The 16,841-nt window shown below is 45.4% G+C and carries 12 protein-coding genes; 6 read left to right on the top strand and 6 right to left on the bottom strand.

Annotation, left to right across the window (positions count from 1 at the left end):
- Positions 1-315 precede the first annotated feature (315 nt).
- Both BCU75_RS17580 and BCU75_RS17575 read left to right on the top strand, forming a co-directional pair.
- Positions 316-2,763: a M9 family metallopeptidase gene (locus tag BCU75_RS17580; RefSeq protein WP_102474600.1), complete on the top strand. Its 2,448-nt coding sequence runs from the start codon at positions 316-318 to the stop codon at positions 2,761-2,763.
- Positions 2,764-2,985: 222 nt separating this feature from the next.
- Positions 2,986-3,387, top strand: coding sequence for a cystatin domain-containing protein (locus tag BCU75_RS17575; RefSeq protein ID WP_102474599.1), 402 nt, complete (start codon positions 2,986-2,988; stop codon positions 3,385-3,387).
- Between the two features lie 99 nt (positions 3,388-3,486).
- On the opposite strand, the gene BCU75_RS17570 is transcribed toward BCU75_RS17575, so the two are convergent.
- Together BCU75_RS17570 and BCU75_RS17565 are read right to left on the bottom strand one after the other, a co-directional pair.
- Complete coding sequence (locus BCU75_RS17570) at positions 3,487-4,065, bottom strand: hypothetical protein (RefSeq protein ID WP_102474598.1); 579 nt, start codon at positions 4,063-4,065, stop codon at positions 3,487-3,489.
- 205 nt (positions 4,066-4,270) lie between these two features.
- Positions 4,271-5,869 (bottom strand): isocitrate lyase, encoded by a 1,599-nt coding sequence (locus tag BCU75_RS17565; protein WP_076674030.1) that lies wholly within the window; start codon positions 5,867-5,869, stop codon positions 4,271-4,273.
- A gap of 141 nt (positions 5,870-6,010) precedes the next feature.
- On the opposite strand from BCU75_RS17565, the gene BCU75_RS17560 reads away from it, so the two are divergent.
- Both BCU75_RS17560 and BCU75_RS17555 read left to right on the top strand, forming a co-directional pair.
- A complete protein-coding gene (locus BCU75_RS17560) occupies positions 6,011-6,964 on the top strand; it encodes a LysR family transcriptional regulator (protein ID WP_061022112.1) in 954 nt (317 codons plus the stop codon).
- A 155-nt stretch (positions 6,965-7,119) separates the two neighbouring features.
- Positions 7,120-9,303: a malate synthase G gene (locus BCU75_RS17555; protein WP_102474597.1), complete on the top strand. Its 2,184-nt coding sequence runs from the start codon at positions 7,120-7,122 to the stop codon at positions 9,301-9,303.
- Positions 9,304-9,589: 286 nt separating this feature from the next.
- Here the strand turns inward: BCU75_RS17555 and BCU75_RS17550 are convergent, their stop codons facing one another.
- Both BCU75_RS17550 and BCU75_RS17545 read right to left on the bottom strand, forming a co-directional pair.
- On the bottom strand, positions 9,590-11,017 hold the full coding sequence (locus BCU75_RS17550) for an NAD-dependent succinate-semialdehyde dehydrogenase (protein WP_102474596.1): 1,428 nt from the start codon (positions 11,015-11,017) through the stop codon (positions 9,590-9,592).
- Between the two features lie 182 nt (positions 11,018-11,199).
- Positions 11,200-11,982, bottom strand: a complete 783-nt coding sequence (locus tag BCU75_RS17545) for an IclR family transcriptional regulator (RefSeq protein WP_016767893.1) — start codon at positions 11,980-11,982, stop codon at positions 11,200-11,202.
- Between the two features lie 154 nt (positions 11,983-12,136).
- On the opposite strand from BCU75_RS17545, the gene pta reads away from it, so the two are divergent.
- Entirely contained in the window at positions 12,137-13,210 is a 1,074-nt protein-coding gene (gene pta, locus BCU75_RS17540) for a phosphate acetyltransferase (RefSeq protein ID WP_102474595.1), read from the top strand.
- 73 nt (positions 13,211-13,283) lie between these two features.
- Positions 13,284-14,048 (top strand): sulfite exporter TauE/SafE family protein, encoded by a 765-nt coding sequence (locus BCU75_RS17535; protein WP_102474594.1) that lies wholly within the window; start codon positions 13,284-13,286, stop codon positions 14,046-14,048.
- 84 nt (positions 14,049-14,132) lie between these two features.
- Here BCU75_RS17535 and BCU75_RS17530 read toward each other — a convergent pair whose 3' ends face one another.
- Entirely contained in the window at positions 14,133-15,851 is a 1,719-nt protein-coding gene (locus BCU75_RS17530) for a cobaltochelatase CobT-related protein (protein ID WP_102474593.1), read from the bottom strand.
- A gap of 3 nt (positions 15,852-15,854) precedes the next feature.
- Complete coding sequence (locus BCU75_RS17525; RefSeq protein WP_198593434.1) at positions 15,855-16,838, bottom strand: AAA family ATPase; 984 nt, start codon at positions 16,836-16,838, stop codon at positions 15,855-15,857.
- Positions 16,839-16,841 lie beyond the last annotated feature (3 nt).

Raw genomic sequence — 16,841 nt, 5'->3', positions numbered from 1 at the left:
GCCTATTTTGTGAGGGATAAGTTGCATAACATGGCTGGATTCTACTACTTGCACGGTCCCTTAACAACATAGGCCTGTCGTATCTTGATTAAATTACGTAAGAATAAAATACATTACTATCAACACCTTGTGTTATCTGTTCCCATTCCCACCTTAAGTGGAGTTAAGTCGAGCATAAACTTTTGAATTTATAAAATAACGTAAAATATCTATTTTTTGAACCAATCTCATAAATCATATGCACATGAATTCACCTTGTTGGTTGTAAGGAATATAACGGCGACCCCAAATATATATTTAACTAATGAGTGTTGTATGTCTCATCCCCGTTTATTCCCACGCCATCGTTTGGCGATCGCTTGCATGCTTGCCACTGTTTCCAGTTTCTCTTTTGCTGAAAGTCAGTGTGATGTTTCGGATCTTCAGCTAGCTTCTGAGCTTGTTTTGTCTGTTTCTGCAGCGGACAACAGCTGTTATAGCTCTTGGTTCTCAGCTTCGGAAAATTCATTAAATAATATCTACAGTGAAGCTAACCTAAGCCGTATTCAGGTCGCGCTGAACTCAGAAATTACCCATTATCGAGGTGAATCGGAACAAGCTCGTAAGCTCGAAAACCTTGGTGAGTTTGTTCGTGCGGCTTATTACGTTCGCTATAATGCGCAAGCAGACAATTTTTCTGAGGCGTTGAGCCAGCGGTTTGCTCAATCGGTCAATGCTTTTCTTGCGAATGCAAATGCACTAAACCAAGGTCGTGAACAAGTTGGAGCGATGAAAAGTTTGACGCTGATGGTCGATAACGTTAAGCAATTACCATTGACGATGGACGCTCAACTTGCGGCACTGACCCACTTCAATAGAGAGACCGCGCAAGACTCACAATGGGTCGACGGGTTAAATAATCTGTTTCGAGCAATGGCTGGTCACGCAGCTAGAGATAACTTTTACGATTATATGGCGAGTCATACTCAGCATATCGATACGCTTGCAGCGTTCGCTCGTGATAACTCTTGGGCATTGGATACTGATGCAGGTTTTCTTGTTTATAACGCAGTCCGTGAAACCGGTCGCTTGCTTGCAAGCCCAAACAAAGAAACTAAAGATAAAGCGTTACGAGTTATGCAGCAAGTGATGGCACAAAATCCGCTTGGCAGTGAGCATGACAAACTTTGGTTGGCCGCTGTTGAAATGATGGGCCATTATGCTCCTGAAGGCTTGAACGGATTAGATATTGAGGAAGCAAAACGTGATGTAGCCATGCGTATTCTTCCTAATCGTCATGAATGCCAAGGGCCTGCCATTATTCGCTCTCAAGACTTGAGTGTGTCACAAGCTATTGAAGCGTGTGATGTGTTGGCAGCGAAAGAGGCAGAGTTTCATCAAGTGGCGAATACTGGGCAACAACCCGTCGCTGACGATAACAACAACCACGTTGAAGTGGCGGTATTTGGCAGCAAAGGTAGCTACACCGATTACTCTGCATTTTTGTTTGGAAACACCACCGACAACGGCGGTCAGTATTTAGAAGGAAACCCTGCAGAAGTGGGTAACGTGGCACGTTTTGTAGCTTATCGTTATGCTAACGGCGATGACCTTTCGATTCTTAATTTAGAGCATGAATACACCCATTATCTCGATGCTCGTTTTAACCAGTATGGTTCCTTTAGTGATAATTTGGCTCATGGCTATGTCGTGTGGTGGCTAGAAGGTTTTGCTGAGTTCATGCATTACCAGCAAGGTTACGATGCCGCTGTTGGTTTGATTAGCAGCGGGAAGATGAGTTTGTCGGATGTGCTTGCGACCACTTACTCGCACGATTCTAATCGTATTTACCGATGGGGTTACTTGGCAGTGCGCTTTATGATGGAAGAACATCCTCAAGAAGTACAGAGCTTGTTGGCACTGTCTCGTGCTGGCAAATTTTCAGAATGGGCGCAACAAGTGAAAGTGCTTGGGCAACAATACAATGGTGAGTTTGAGCGTTGGCTAGACACCGTTTCAAGTGAACCAACAGAGCCGACTGATCCCACAGAACCGACTGACCCTACAAATCCAACAGACCAAGCCATAGTGCTTGCAGCAAACCAAGGTGTAGTGTTGAACGGCGAGGCGTACAGTGAGCAGTTGTTCTACGTCGATGTACCAGAGAACACCACGCATTTTGAGGTTTCGATTGAAGGTCATGCTTCAGGCCAAAGCCAAGGTGATGCTGATCTTTACATGAGCTACAACAAGGAAGCGCATTACTATGACTTTGAATTTAGTCAATATGGTAACGGCAATAATGAGCTTGTCACGTTTGAGCCAGAGACATCAGGTTATATCAAACCGGGTCGCTACTACATGAGTATTGCGGGGCGTACCGATTTCAAGGATGTGACACTGTTGGCTTCGCTAGAAACAGAAACGCCAACACCACCTACACAAGAACAAGATGATTTAACACCAGTGATCTTCGAATCGGGTCAGGTTCAAACCCTGACTGTGAATCAGCGACGTTATGCCGCGGTTTATGTCCCACAGGGCGTGCAGGAGGTAAGAGTGTGGTTAAATGATAAGAATACCGAGCACCAAAATCGAGGTAACGTTGATCTGTTTGCCAGTCACTCATATTGGCCAACGGCAGGACAGCATGACTATGTCTCTGATTACCGTGGTAGCAATGAGTACCTACAAATCCCTGTAACAAAGGAAGGCTATTTACACTTCTTACTCGGTGCAGAACAACAAGGTGATGATGTCGAGATGTTGGTTTATTTTCATTAAGACATTAACCTCAATGGCTTTTTATCATCAATAATATTTAAGCTATTGAGATAAAAAGCCGAGCATGAATGTTCGGCTTTGTTTTTCTGACAGTGTTCTGTGTTTAGGGGACCGTTCCAGCATAATTTCTGATGAAGTGATGACATTCGAGGTTTAAGCTTGTCTGCATATGAAACATCATTGCAGGTAACCCCTTGTGAATGACAGAGGTAGAGAGAATTTATGAAGAAAGCACGATTAACATCATTACTTGGAGTTGTAACCTTGTTTAGTGTCGCTGTGTTAGCAGGGTGTAGTCAGGAATCTGAGGTACCAGTTCAATCGCAAGAGAATGTGAATCCGATCTGTAGCACCAAAAATCTGACGGGTGGTTGGTCTCAAAGTGATATTACACCCCAAGCTAAGCAGGCGTTAGATGTCGTTCTTGGCCAAATGAACACCTCTGCCGACCTCGAACAGATCTTGAGTGTTCGAACTCAGGTTGTCGCGGGTTTGAATTACGCTATCGAGTTTGAAATGGACAATGGTGAAGTGTGGAATACCATTGTATTTCGCTCTCTACAAGGTGACATCGAAATGATGCAACCTGCGCAGCAAGGTCGTCTGTGTCCATTGATTAACTAGTCTATTGATTAACGAGCATGTAAATAACGTCACATTTAAAAATGGCTCCTACTTAGGAGCCATTTTTTCTTCTGAATAGTGCTAACGTAATAAAGCTTATTAACAGGTCAGGTCCGGCTCTGACAGCTCTTGCACACAAGCACGGCTGATGTCTTCATCAATGTAGGCCATTCCAAGCTTATTGAGATAGTCCATACGATCCGCAGTGCGCAGTTCGATGTCGGGGCCTACGATGTTGTTTTCTTGATAGATCTCAGTGAGGTGAGCCATGAATTGCTCGCCAACACTCATCATTAATAGGCTCATTGCGCCAACGTCAGGCCTTACTTTGGCTTGTTGTTTTTCAGATAGGTTGATGGCTAACACGATAGGGCGCTCTTCACCCTCAAAACGAGTGCTGCGTTCGCGAATGGTTTGCTGAGCCCAGTAGTAGGCCAGTTCTTTGCTCTGAGTTAAGAACACGGGCTCAACGAATTCTGTGTAATTATTACCAATGGTTGCCATGGTTTTTGAAGCGGCTTCATTGAGTGCTTTGTCTCCTGAGCGTTTCAGCCCTTGGCCTTGGATTGAAGCGAGTAAGGCTGAAGATGTGCCGTGATACCAAGTATCACCAGTAGCGAAACCATTTTCTGACAGCAGTGTTTTAGCATCTTGTAGGTGTGTCGGTATTGAAATCATAGGCACTCTCAATAAATAGGAAAATCAACAAACAGGAATGTGATCAGTTTAAACAGAATTTTTCAGGGTCACAGTGGAGTGGAACACAAATTTGAGGCTTTGAGATGAAGCCGGCAGTACAAGCTTCATCCCAAAACCTCCTCCCTCCCGGTACCTAACAGGGAAAAGGGAAGGGGAGATTCTAGAAGGGAAACACTGTTAACGATTAATCAAATTGATTAGACGTATTCGCTTCACCCGCTGCTTTTAGTGCATTCTCACCAGCAAAGTACTCTTTGTGGTCATCACCCATGTCTGAACCAGACATGTTTTGGTGTTTAACACATGCGATGCCTTGGCGGATTTCTTTACGTTGAACATTCGCAACGTAGCCCAGCATGCCTTGGTCACCGAAGTACTCTTTCGCAAGGTTATCAGTAGACAGCGCTGCGGTGTGGTAAGTAGGTAGTGTAATCAAGTGGTGGAAGATACCCGCTTCACGCGATGCATCGGCTTGGAATGTACGAATCTTCTCGTCAGCGCTTGCAGACAGTTCCGTTTCATCGTATTCCGCACTCATAAGGCTTGCACGGTCGTATGCTGATACGTCTTTACCTTCTGCTGCCAGTGCATCGTATGCCTGTTGGCGGAAGTTTAGCGTCCAGTTGAATGATGGAGAGTTGTTGTATACCAGCTTAGCGTTAGGGTGAACTTCACGTACGCCGTCCATCATCTCTTTGATTTGACCGATGTGTGGTTTCTCAGTCTCAATCCAAAGAAGGTCAGCACCCGCGTTGATTGCTTCAATACAGTCGAATACACAGCGGTCTTCACCTGTACCTTCGCGGAATTGGTATAGTCCTGAAGGCAGACGCTTAGGTCGAACTAGTTTGCCGTCACGGTTAAAGCAAACATCACCTTCTGCCATATCTGCAACATCGATCTCTTCAACATCTAGGTATGAGTTGTAGATATCACCTTGGTCACCAGGTTCTTTCACTACTGCGATTTCTTTTGTTAGACCAGCACCTTGTGAATCGGTACGAGCAACAATAACGCCGTTGTCGATGCCTAGTTCAAGGAAAGCGTAACGAAGTGCGCGAAGTTTTGCGTGGAAGTCAGCATGAGGAACCGTAACTTTACCGTCTTGGTGACCACATTGCTTCTCATCGGCTACTTGGTTTTCGATTTGTAGACAACATGCACCCGCTTCAATCATCTGCTTAGCCATTAGGTAAGTCGCTTCTGCGTTACCGAAACCAGCATCGATATCTGCAATGATTGGCACTACGTGTGTTACGTGGTTGTCGATTTTGTCTTGGATTTGGTCTTGTAGATTCACATCGCCCGCTTCACGTGCCGCATCTAGTTGACGGAATAAGCCACCTAGTTCACGAGCATCCGCTTGACGTAGGAAGGTGTATAGCTCTTCTACTAGGCCTGCAACCGAGGTTTTCTCATGCATTGATTGGTCTGGAAGTGGACCGAAGTCAGAGCGAAGTGCTGCTACCATCCAACCTGAAAGGTATAGGTAACGACGGTCTGTTTTGCCATCAAAGTGCTTCTTAATAGAAATCAGTTTTTGTTGGCCGATGAAACCATGCCAGCAACCCAGTGATTGAGTGTATTGAGAGCTGTCTTCGTCGTAAGCCGCCATGTCTGCACGCATAATATCTGCCGTGTATTGCGCAATATCCAGACCTGTTTTGAATTTGTTTTGAGCTCGCATACGAGCTGCAGATTCAGGGTTAATTGCATCCCATGGAGCACCAGCAGCGCTTTTTGCAACTTCAATCTTTTCGATATCTTGTGTAATTTGCGACATAACTATTCCTTAGTTTCACGTGGACATGTTGGCCAATTTGGCGAGGTCATTCGATTTGGATTAAATCTAACCATGGACAAAGAATAACCATGTATGTGATAATTTTGTTAATTTATAGTTATTATATTCGGTATTTTTCTTATGAATATTGCTCGTGTAGACCTTAATTTACTTGTGTATTTAGACATGTTGCTGCGTGAAAGAAACGTAACACGAGCAGCAAATCAATTAGGAATAACTCAGCCAGCCATGAGTAATGGCCTACGCCGATTGCGTGATCTATTTGAAGACCCGCTATTGGTGAGAACCAGTGAAGGGATGATACCGACCGAACGAGCACATAAGTTGCAGCCACTGATTCGAAACATCTTGGTTAATGTAGAGAAGACACTGCAGCCGACCACGGAGTTTAATGCAGAAGACAGTGAACGTGTGTTTCGTATCATGGCGAGTGACTATGCTGAGTCGACCATTATTCAGCCGCTATTGAAAAAGTTGAGCGAGATAGCACCGAAAATACGACTGGATATCATGACGCCAAGTGACGTGAGTTATCAGGATGTGGAGCAAGGCACTGTTGACATTATCATCAACCGTTTTGACGACATTCCACAGTCGTTCCATCAGATGAGCCTTTGGCACGACGGGTTCTCTTGCTTATTTAGCTGTGATAATCCGATTGCTGACAACTTCGATATTTTGTCTTATCTAAAGGCGCAACATATTTGGGTAAGTAAGACCGGGATGGGAACCGGAGTTGGGATCAACCCAAGCGAAGCACAAAAGCTTGGTTGGATAGATGAAGCATTAATGCGGATTGGTAAAACGCGCAATATCACGGTGTTTACTCGACACTACTTGTCGGCGATTCTCTTCGCACAACAAAAGAATCTGATCCTGACCATTCCAACCAAAGCCGCGCAATTGCAGCGCAATAACCCTAGGTTGTTAATCAAACCTGCGCCATTCGCTATTGAGCCCTTTGAGGTGAAAATGGCGTGGAGTCCATTGTTACAAACCAATCCCGACCACCAATGGATGCGTCGCTTGATTAAAAGTGTTGCCAATGAAATAGAGAGTGGTGTGACGGAATAACACAGTTTGTAGGGTATTTTTTATATGAATATCCAGTATAAGTGGCATAAATTAGCTAAATTTATGTCCGTTAAGTAAGTTTAAATTAGAAACGTAAATTTGAGCTAGTAACGTAAATCTATTGAGTAGTCATCAGTTAATTTGAGAGAGATTTTATGAGCAGTCGTATTCAACAGGGAAGCTTGAACATTGATAGCACCCTCTACCGATTAATTAATGAGCAGGTCATTCCTGGGACAGGCATTGTCGCTGAAGACTTTTGGCAATCATTTGCAACTATCCTTGAAGACTTGGCTCCTAAGAACCGCGCATTACTTATCAAGCGTGAAGATCTTCAACATCAAATTGACGTCTGGCACCAAGAGCGTGCAGGACAAACCTTGGATGCGGCTGAGTACAAACAGTTCCTACAACAGATCGGCTACTTAGTTCCTGAGGGCGATGACTTTCAAGTAACGACTGCCAGCGTTGAGCCTGAAATTGCAACACAAGCGGGTCCGCAGCTTGTTGTTCCTATTATGAATGCACGTTTTGCACTTAACGCGGCCAACGCACGTTGGGGCAGCTTATACGATGCGCTCTACGGAACCGATGTTATCAGTGAAAGTGACGGCGCGGAAAAGGGTGGGAGCTTTAACCCTGTACGCGGTGCAAAGGTAGTGAGCTACGCTAGAGGTTTCCTTGATGATGCTGCACCTTTAAACGGTGTCTCCCATAAAGATGTGACCAAATACAGCATCAGCAACGTCAATATTGGCAATACACTGACAGCGACCTTAGACAACGGCGAAGAAGTCACTTTGATTGATCGCAACCAGTTCATTGGTTATCAAGGTGACGCAAGCGCACCTTCAAGCATTCTACTTAAACACAATAATCTACATATCGAAATTCAAATTGACCCTAGCGCACCGATTGGCAGCGTTGATGTGGCTGGTATTAAAGATGTGCTGGTAGAATCGGCTCTCACCACCATTATGGATTGCGAAGACTCGGTAGCTGCGGTTGATGGTGAAGATAAAGCACTGGCTTACCGTAACTGGTTAGGTTTGATGAAAGGTGACTTACAAGAGTCGCTAGAGAAAAACGGCAAAACCATCGTTCGTAACCTTAATCCAGATCGCCAATACACCAGCGTGACGGGCGGTGAGATTTCACTTAAAGGTCGCAGCATGTTGTTCATCCGCAACGTGGGTCACCTAATGACCAACCCTGCCATTATTGATGCTCAAGGTAATGAAGTGCCTGAAGGTATTATGGATGGCATGATCACTTCGCTAATCGCGATGCATGATTTAAAAGGCAACAGCGCGTACCAAAACTCGACCGCGAACAGCATCAATATTGTAAAACCTAAGATGCATGGTCCTGAAGAAGTCGCCTTCACCAATGAACTATTTGGTCGCATTGAAGATGCATTAGGTCTAGATCGATTCACGATCAAAGTCGGCATCATGGACGAGGAGCGTCGTACTTCAGTCAACCTAAAAGAATGTATCCGCGCGGCTAAAGACCGTGTCGTGTTCATCAACACTGGTTTCCTAGATCGAACGGGTGATGAAATTCACACCAGTATGGAAGCGGGTCCGTTTGCTCCTAAAACACAGCTGAAAACCATGACTTGGATTGGCGCATACGAAGATCAGAACGTTGATCTTGGCTTAGCTTGTGGCCTGCAAGGTAAAGCCCAGATCGGTAAAGGCATGTGGCCAGAGCCGGACAACATGGCCAAGATGATGGATGCGAAAATCGGGCACCCACAAGCAGGTGCAAATACCGCTTGGGTTCCTTCTCCAACTGCCGCGACTTTGCATGCTCTGCACTATCACAAGGTTAGTGTACCGAGCCGTCAGAAAGAGCTTCGTGAGCGAGTGAGAGCGAACGTCGACGATATCCTGACTATTCCGCTATTAGGTAAACAAAAGCTGACAGCTCAAGATATCCAAAATGAATTGGACAACAGTACGCAAGGTATTCTTGGTTATGTAGTGCGTTGGATTGACCAAGGCGTCGGTTGTTCAAAGGTGCCAGATATTAACGATGTAGGCTTGATGGAAGACCGTGCAACGCTGCGTATTTCTAGCCAGCACATTGCTAACTGGTTGCGCCATGGGATTTGTAATGAAGCTCAAGTCATGAAAACCATGAAGCGCATGGCCGCAGTGGTTGATGGGCAGAATGCAGGTGATTCTAGCTATCACAATATGGCGCCTGATTTTGAAAATAGCATTGCTTTCTCAGCGGCGTGTCAGTTGGTATTCGAAGGTTGTGCTCAACCAAGTGGTTACACCGAGCCAGTACTGCATGCTATGCGCTTGAAGTTGAAAGCACTTGCATAACTAAAGCAACCAAATAGCTAAATACTGGAATAGCTAAATAAGAAGTCAACGATATTACATAACAACGTCATTAAAAATAAAACCACTAAGAAAAGAAACACCCTTTTAAACCGAGCCCAAGGTGCCGCGCTTTATAGCGCGGCTTTTTTTTTGAGTTTTTTTGAAGGGGTAGGTGTTTTAACGCGTTGTTACCATTAAATGTTTTTTGTCGCTAAAGCTTCGTTACGGCTATAGCTTAGCTAGTACCAAAATCTAATTACTGTCAGAGTCTAGTTACTGCCAAAACCTAGTTACTACCAAAGCATAGGTATTTAATGTCCATGTACTCATCGATGCCTTCTTTGGCTCCTTCACGGCCAATACCTGATTGCTTAACACCACCGAAAGGGGCGACTTCGGTAGAAATTAAACCATCATTGATGCCGACCATACCGTATTCAAGTGCCTCTGCGATGTTCCACACACGGTGGATATTCTGGCTATAGAAGTAAGATGCTAAACCGTAAATGGTATCGTTGGCCATCTCGATGAGCTCTTCGTCGGTATCGAATTTCATCACAGGTGCGACAGGGCCAAAGATCTCTCGTTGAACAATATCCATGCTGTGTTTCACACCTTTCAGAACAATAGGTTGAAGGAAGAGTCCATCAAGTTGCTGAAGTGGCGTCACGGGCTCTGCACCTTGTTCGATTGCTCGGTCTATCAGGGCTTGAATGTTTTGCTTTGCACTCTCATTGACCACGGGGCCAACCGTTACGCCTTCGTCTAAGCCATTACCAATTTTAAGCTGTTGCACTGCCTGATCGAATTTAGCCACAAATTCGTCATGTACCTTGCTATGAACGTAGAAACGGTTGGCACAGACACAGGTTTGGCCTGCATTACGGAATTTTGAAGCCATCGCGCCTTGAACTGCAGCATCAATATCCGCATCGTCAAATACAATAAAAGGTGCGTTACCGCCAAGTTCCATAGAAGTTCGTTTAATGCTTTTTGCTGCTTGAGCCATCAAGATACTGCCGACTCTTGTTGAGCCAGTAAAAGAGATCTTTTTAATCAGTGGGTGTGAGGTGAAAAGACCACCCACTTGCTCAGGGCTTTCACCTAGTACAACTTGAAGTAGATCCTTGGGGATACCGGCTTGATAAGCGAGCTCAACCACGGCAAATGCAGAAAGTGGTGTTTCATCTGATGGTTTCACTACAAAGCTACAACCCGCGGCTAAGGCTGGTGCGGCTTTACGCGTGATCATCGCCGTTGGAAAGTTCCATGGGGTAATGGCACAAGCCACTCCAATAGGTTGCTTGATCGTAACTAAGCGTTTACCCGCGACGGTACTTGGGATCGAATCGCCATAGGTTCGCTTCGCTTCTTCCGCAAACCACTCTATAAAACTCGCACCATAAACAATTTCGCCCTTTGCTTCGGCTAACGGTTTACCTTGTTCAATCGTCATTAGCCGAGCAAGATCATCTTTGTTTTCAAGGATCAGTTGATGCCAGCGATGAAGTAATGCAGCGCGAGATTTAGCTGGCACTTGAGCCCATTCTTTTTGTGCTATATGAGCGCGTTCGATAGTACTTGTTAATTCAGCTTCAGATAAAATAGGTGCGTGCCCTACGAGTTCCCCAGTTGCCGGGTTTGTTACTGAAACAGCGTTTGTTGGTTCTGTCACCATAAAAGAGAGTAAGTGCTTGTTGTTAATGTTTAGCATCGTGTTTCCTTTGTCGTGATTACTTAAGTATGTTGCTGTTTATGATAAATGCGGGCGTTAAAATGATTTCGACCAAACGTCGTTTAGCCGAATATCGTTTGGCCGAATACAATGACAACGGGGCAACAGGCTTCAATATGCACTTAAAGCCAGATCCTACTGTTAAGCTGAAATTATCAAAGCTAACCCCAATTATCAGATTCTATTTTTGCGAGCGCTTTTGCCGCTTTTTGAAGCGCCGGTAAGAATTTAATCGCTTCATCTGGTCTTAATCGAATGACAGGTGCTTGTATTGCGAGGCCGAGGTTTGATTGACCCGTAGATGACGGAATCAGTACCGCGATACAGACTAAGCCCGGCAAAAACTCTTCGTCATCAATCGCAAAGCCTTGGATTTTCGCTTCTTCGATGTCTTTCTCTAACATCGAATAGTCGGTAATGGTGTTCACGGTGTATTGAGTCAGTGGCACATTTTCAATTAATCGTCTGCGCTGTGACTTCGACATGTGCGCCAAAAACAGTTTTCCGCTTGCTGAGCAATGCACTGGGACGCGAGAACCTGGGTGTAGATGAAAACGAAGGGGTGCTTCAGTTTCTGCGCGATCAAGATAGATGATCTCGCCACTTGATAGCGCCGTTAGGTTACAGCTTTCACCAACTTCTGCTCTCAGGTTTTCAAGAATAGTGCGTCGGGCACTGTGCATGGTGCTATTCAACAGTAGGTTTTCGGCAAGCTTTCTGAGTCGAATACCTGAGCTGTAGTGCTTCTCATCGCCGTCTCTTTGAATAATGCCTGCCGCTTCTAACTGCTGAAGCATTCGGTGCAGCGTAGGTTTTGGCAGTCCAGTTTCTTCGACTAATCCTTGAAGAGAAATAAACTCGTCTTTTTGCGCTATCACCTCTAATAGTGCAAAAAGTCGGAGAGTCGGTGTATCCCCTTGAACTGGTGGTGTTTCTGTTTGCATGTAATGATCCATCCTTGCGATATGTCTATGCCTAAGAGTGTACATACCAAATCATTATTATTCAATTATCTGAATAAAATTTGACCTTTTTTATTATTTCAATAATATAAAGTGTAAATTATGGAACAATTAATCTCAATAAATGGAATTTAAGATGAAGGCGATTGAACGGATTATTGATAAGGCTCACTTAGATCGTAAGCGAGTGGTTTTGAGTGAAGCTGAGGACCCGCGAGTACTAGCAGCCGCAAGAATGGCGATAGACAAACAGCTCGCTTACATCACCCTAGTCGGGGATGAACCAGCGATCATCGCTGCTGCAGAATTACATCACATTGATCTTGTGGGCATTCATATTGTTTCCCCACAGGCGTCATCACTCAAAGAAGTGCTCGCTGAGCGGTTGTATACGTTAAGAAAAGCGAAAGGTATGACTTACGATGACGCGCTAGAGTTGGTTCTAGACCCACTCGTTTTTGCCAATTTGATGGTCAGAGAGGGGCTGGTGGATGGCACAGTTAATGGTGCGGTTTATACCACGTCTGATGTGGTGCGAGCTGCGCTTCAGATTATCGGCCCCGCGCCAGACAGTGAATTGGTGTCCAGTTTCTTTCTGATGATGTTGTGTGAGCCTTTCCATAATCTTAAAGGCGGCATGATTTTCAGTGACTGTGGTTTGGTGATTAACCCCAATGAAACTGAGCTAGCATCGATTGCCGTAGCTGCATCAAACAGTGCTCAAACGCTACTGATGGAAGAGCCTAAAGTCGCAATGCTGTCGTTTTCGACCAACGGCAGTGCCAAGCACGAATCGGTCGATAAGGTTCGTAACGCGGCTCAACTCGTGAAACAACGTTGTCCCGGAATCGCCGTCGATCAGGATGTTCAACTCGATGCCGCGATTGTGACTGAGATTGCCGCGAAAAAGCTGCCAGATTCAGAGGTGAAAGGTCAATCGAACGTGTTGATATTCCCCAATTTAGAAGCCGGTAATATTGGTTATAAGCTTGCGGAAAGATTAGGCGGGGCAGTTGCGATTGGTCCACTGTTACAAGGGTTGAATCAACCTGCGAATGACTTATCAAGAGGGTGTAGCGCACAAGACATCTTTAATGTGATCGCGGTGACCGCGGTACAAGCGCAGCAAGGGAAAGTGTCTGACTCTAAGGCTGATAGTGAAGCTGATGTTGAAGAAAGACAAGAGTCGACGTTTGAATTTAGGTATTAACATCTCGCTCCTGAATCTAGCACTCAAATTCGCACTCATATCCAGCCCCCAAACAACCTAATTAGGATAGCTAATGGAGTTACCTGTTTTACTCGCCATTCTTACCACTATTGCGGTAGGTACCTATTTTCAAACTGTCACTGGATTTGGCCTCGGTATCATCGTGATTGGTTTAACGGTTAGCCTTAATCTGGTTTCCTTACCCGTTATAGCCGCTGTGGTCAGTATTGTGACCTTGTTCAATTGTTTGGTCGCATTGATGGGTAAGCCACTGCTTGGGGAACTCAAGATTCTGGTGGTGTTGGTCATCGGTATTATTCCCGGCGTTTCGATGGGGGTGTACTTGCTGGACGAGTTAAGCGATTCGGCAACGCATATTCTTCGAGGACTATTGGGTGCGATGGTGCTATTCGCAGGTTTGAGTTTTATGTTCAAACCTAAAACCAGAAAGGATCGCTCGGCAACCGTATCTTTCCTTGTCTCAGGCTTTAGCTCTGGGTTAGCGGGTGGGTTATTTGGGATGGCAGGTCCACCGATTGTTTATCATCTCTATCGGCAACCTTTTACGCTCGATCTGGTGCGAAGCACACTGCTGATGGTTTTCGTTTGTACGTCGATGTCGCGTACTGTCAATGTCTACGCTGCAGGCGACATGGAACAGAGCATACTGTGGTTATCTGCTATTGCTGTTCCCTTGGTAGCGCTTGTCACGATGTTTGCTCGACGTTTCCCACCGCCGTTGTCGAACGACCAATTAAGAAAGCTAGTGTTTATTGTGTTGATGTTGATTGGTGTGTATTTGATGGCTGTCTCTTCATGGTCGTTGTTTTTGGCTTAGAACGTTTTCTTTATCAAAATTATCTTTGGAAGAGAAGGGCTTGATTTTCGTTTAATGCTTGATGACACCCTCCTCACTGACACGTCAGCGCTTTAGCATCTCAAAGATGTTCCCACATAGCCCGAACAAGCAGCTCTCCTGCACATCTAAGGTGATGTTACTGCGGTAGTACGGGCTTAAATCGACGCCCATTCCCACACCATGAATCTCGGTATGGTTTTTGTTTGATTCGCGCTCAATAACTTGTTTGAGATGGTTATCCAAATAGAACTGATCGTTGGCGGTGCTGGTGGCGGTATCCATCGGACAGCCATCTGAGAACACGATCAAAATCTTTCTTTGCGCACTGTGCTGTTGCAACCGCTGACTAGCGAACTGCACCGCTTCGCCATCAATCCCTTCTTTAAATATGTCAGCTTTACGAAGGCTGGCAATGCCAAGGCGAGAGCGTCTCCAATGTGTATCAAAATCCTTAAACACGATATGTCGAACTTCGTTTAAGCGGCCTGGGTGTTTCGGTTGACCCTGCTTAAGCCACTGCCGATAAACCTTGCCACCGTTCCAGTTATTGGTGGTGAAACCAATAATCTCAAATGGAATGTTGGCCAGTCCAACGGATTTGAGAATTGTATCCATCAGTAGACTTAGCTTGTGACTGTGTTTCTGCATAGAACCTGAGCAGTCCATCAAAAACGTGATGGCACATTGATGAGATGCGCCGATGTCAGGTTGATAAAAGACAGTGCGATCTAATGGCGAAGTGATGAGCTTGGTGATGGTGGTGGCGTTAACAATGCCTTCTTCTAAATCATCCTGATGTCGGTTCGTTTGTGGCGTGGCAACAAAGCGAGTGAGCATCGCGGCTAAACGGCGAGTGTTGACTTGTCTCGCCATGATGTCATCGGTGAGTTTCTGCCTCAGTTCGAGTAACAGGGCACGCCTGACGAGTTTGTCTGCCGCGATCACTTGATCAAATTCTGAATTAAAGACCTGATAATTCGCGCCCGAAAGCTCGAATACCTTGCTACTGCCTGTGATGTCGGCATCGACGTCTTCATCTTGAATGTCACCATCCACAATCAAGGCAAGCTGCGCAAGGATCTTAATGTCTTCTTCGACCGTTGGCGTGGGCGAGTTATCACTTTCTTGTTCTTGGATGATTAACTCTTGTGCAAGGGTTGCAAGCTCATTGGCGCAGTGTGCAAACTGTTCTTGGTCGGCTCGATGTTGCTTTAAGCGTTTAAAGCTGTGACCAAAGGTAGGCACGATGCCGGCGCGAGTCGATTCAATGGTTTCAGCGATTGGTTCCGAAACTGGGACACCAGTTAAGCGGGTGTGGATGACTTGCATCAGTGTGAACAGCAACATACCAATTCGTGATTCAGTAAAGCCATTCTGATGATATTGGTCGCTCCAATACGCAAAGTTGAACTGGATACTGGTGGTTACACCTTTTAGATAAGATGGAACTTGCGATTCAATTCGTACCTGTTCGCAGAAATCATATAACAGACGTTCGACTTCGTTTTTCGGTCGCAATGAGTAATGAAGATCAGCATCTGAAAGCAAGAGTCGCAGTGCCGATGAATCGATCTTGCCTTGCATCGAAAGCTTGCTGTTTTTCAGCTCATGGTGAGCAACAAAGGTGAGATCGTTAGTATGTGCAGACTGATAATAACAGGGGCTATTGCCTTTATAGAGACGCTCTCCCCGATAATTCAGACTCAACTCACCGCTGATCGCTCTGGCGACTGACACGCCAAGATCGAGGATCTTTTTCTGCTGAGAAGAAACATTGGCCATGGTTTACGACTCCGAGTGTGAATAGTTTTGAGTGGGCGTTTCTAAATCTTCACCAAAGCAACGGAAATAGTATTCGCTAACCAGTTCTTTCTCTTCGTCTTCACAGCGATTTAAGAATGAAAGCCTAAATGCCGTCGCAACATCGTCGAATATTTGGATGTTTTCAGCCCAAGTGAGCACTGTTCGCGGAGACATCACTGTTGAAAGGTCACCAGCCCGAAACCCGTTACGCGTTAATCCTGCGGTGGCGATCATTTTCTCAACCAGTTGTCGGCCGCTTTCATTATTCAGCTCTGGAAGCTTGGATAACACGATCTTGGTTTCATGTTGCGGATCTAAATAGTTAAGCGTGGCGATGATGTTCCATCGGTCAAGTTGGCTATGGTTAAGCACTTGAGTGCCAGAATACAAACCGGAGAAGTTACCCAAGCCAAGCGTGTTGCAGGTAGCAAACAAGCGAAAAGAAGGGTGAGGTGTGATCACTCGGTTTTGTTCTAAAGAGGTGTATTTGCCGTCTTGCTCTAATAGTTGTTGAATCACAAACATCACGTCAGGGCGACCAGCGTCGTATTCATCTAATACCAGTGCGATGGGTTGTTGAATGCTCTGAGGAAGAATGCCTTCTTTAAACTCTGTTACCTGCATTCCGTCTTTAATGACGATGCTGTCTTTACCTATGAAATCCAATCGACTTAAGTGTCCGTCTAGGTTGATCCTCAAACACGGCCAATTCAATCTCGCGGCAATTTGCTCAATATGGGACGACTTGCCCGTTCCGTGTGTGCCTTGTATCAATGTTCGACGATTGGAGGTGAACCCCGCCAATATAGCCAGCGTCACTTCAGGATCAAAACAGTAATTTGGGTCGACTTTCGGCACATATTCACCCGGATGTTCAAATGCCATCACCGTTAGGTTGCTGTCGATCCCAAAGCGTTCTCTCACACTTACCGGTTGCGTTGGTACCAATCCTGCTTCTTTCATCATATT

This window comes from Vibrio splendidus (assembly GCF_002873455.1).
Taxonomy (GTDB): domain Bacteria; phylum Pseudomonadota; class Gammaproteobacteria; order Enterobacterales; family Vibrionaceae; genus Vibrio; species Vibrio splendidus_J.
The sequence above is the reverse complement of the archived record's forward strand: the minus strand, read 5'-3'. Positions and strand labels throughout refer to the sequence as shown.

What these genes read in the sequence shown, in the direction of transcription:
- BCU75_RS17530 (WP_102474593.1), bottom strand. Translation starts at nt 15,851, where the DNA reads ATGGCCAATGTTTCTTCTCAGCAGAAAAAGATCCTCGATCTTGGCGTG.
- BCU75_RS17545 (WP_016767893.1), bottom strand. Translation starts at nt 11,982, where the DNA reads ATGCAAACAGAAACACCACCAGTTCAAGGGGATACACCGACTCTCCGA.
- BCU75_RS17565 (WP_076674030.1), bottom strand. Translation starts at nt 5,869, where the DNA reads ATGTCGCAAATTACACAAGATATCGAAAAGATTGAAGTTGCAAAAAGC.
- BCU75_RS17525 (WP_198593434.1), bottom strand. Translation starts at nt 16,838, where the DNA reads ATGATGAAAGAAGCAGGATTGGTACCAACGCAACCGGTAAGTGTGAGA.
- BCU75_RS17535 (WP_102474594.1), top strand. Translation starts at nt 13,284, where the DNA reads ATGGAGTTACCTGTTTTACTCGCCATTCTTACCACTATTGCGGTAGGT.
- pta (WP_102474595.1), top strand. Translation starts at nt 12,137, where the DNA reads ATGAAGGCGATTGAACGGATTATTGATAAGGCTCACTTAGATCGTAAG.
- BCU75_RS17555 (WP_102474597.1), top strand. Translation starts at nt 7,120, where the DNA reads ATGAGCAGTCGTATTCAACAGGGAAGCTTGAACATTGATAGCACCCTC.
- BCU75_RS17575 (WP_102474599.1), top strand. Translation starts at nt 2,986, where the DNA reads ATGAAGAAAGCACGATTAACATCATTACTTGGAGTTGTAACCTTGTTT.
- BCU75_RS17560 (WP_061022112.1), top strand. Translation starts at nt 6,011, where the DNA reads ATGAATATTGCTCGTGTAGACCTTAATTTACTTGTGTATTTAGACATG.
- BCU75_RS17550 (WP_102474596.1), bottom strand. Translation starts at nt 11,017, where the DNA reads ATGCTAAACATTAACAACAAGCACTTACTCTCTTTTATGGTGACAGAA.
- BCU75_RS17580 (WP_102474600.1), top strand. Translation starts at nt 316, where the DNA reads ATGTCTCATCCCCGTTTATTCCCACGCCATCGTTTGGCGATCGCTTGC.
- BCU75_RS17570 (WP_102474598.1), bottom strand. Translation starts at nt 4,065, where the DNA reads ATGATTTCAATACCGACACACCTACAAGATGCTAAAACACTGCTGTCA.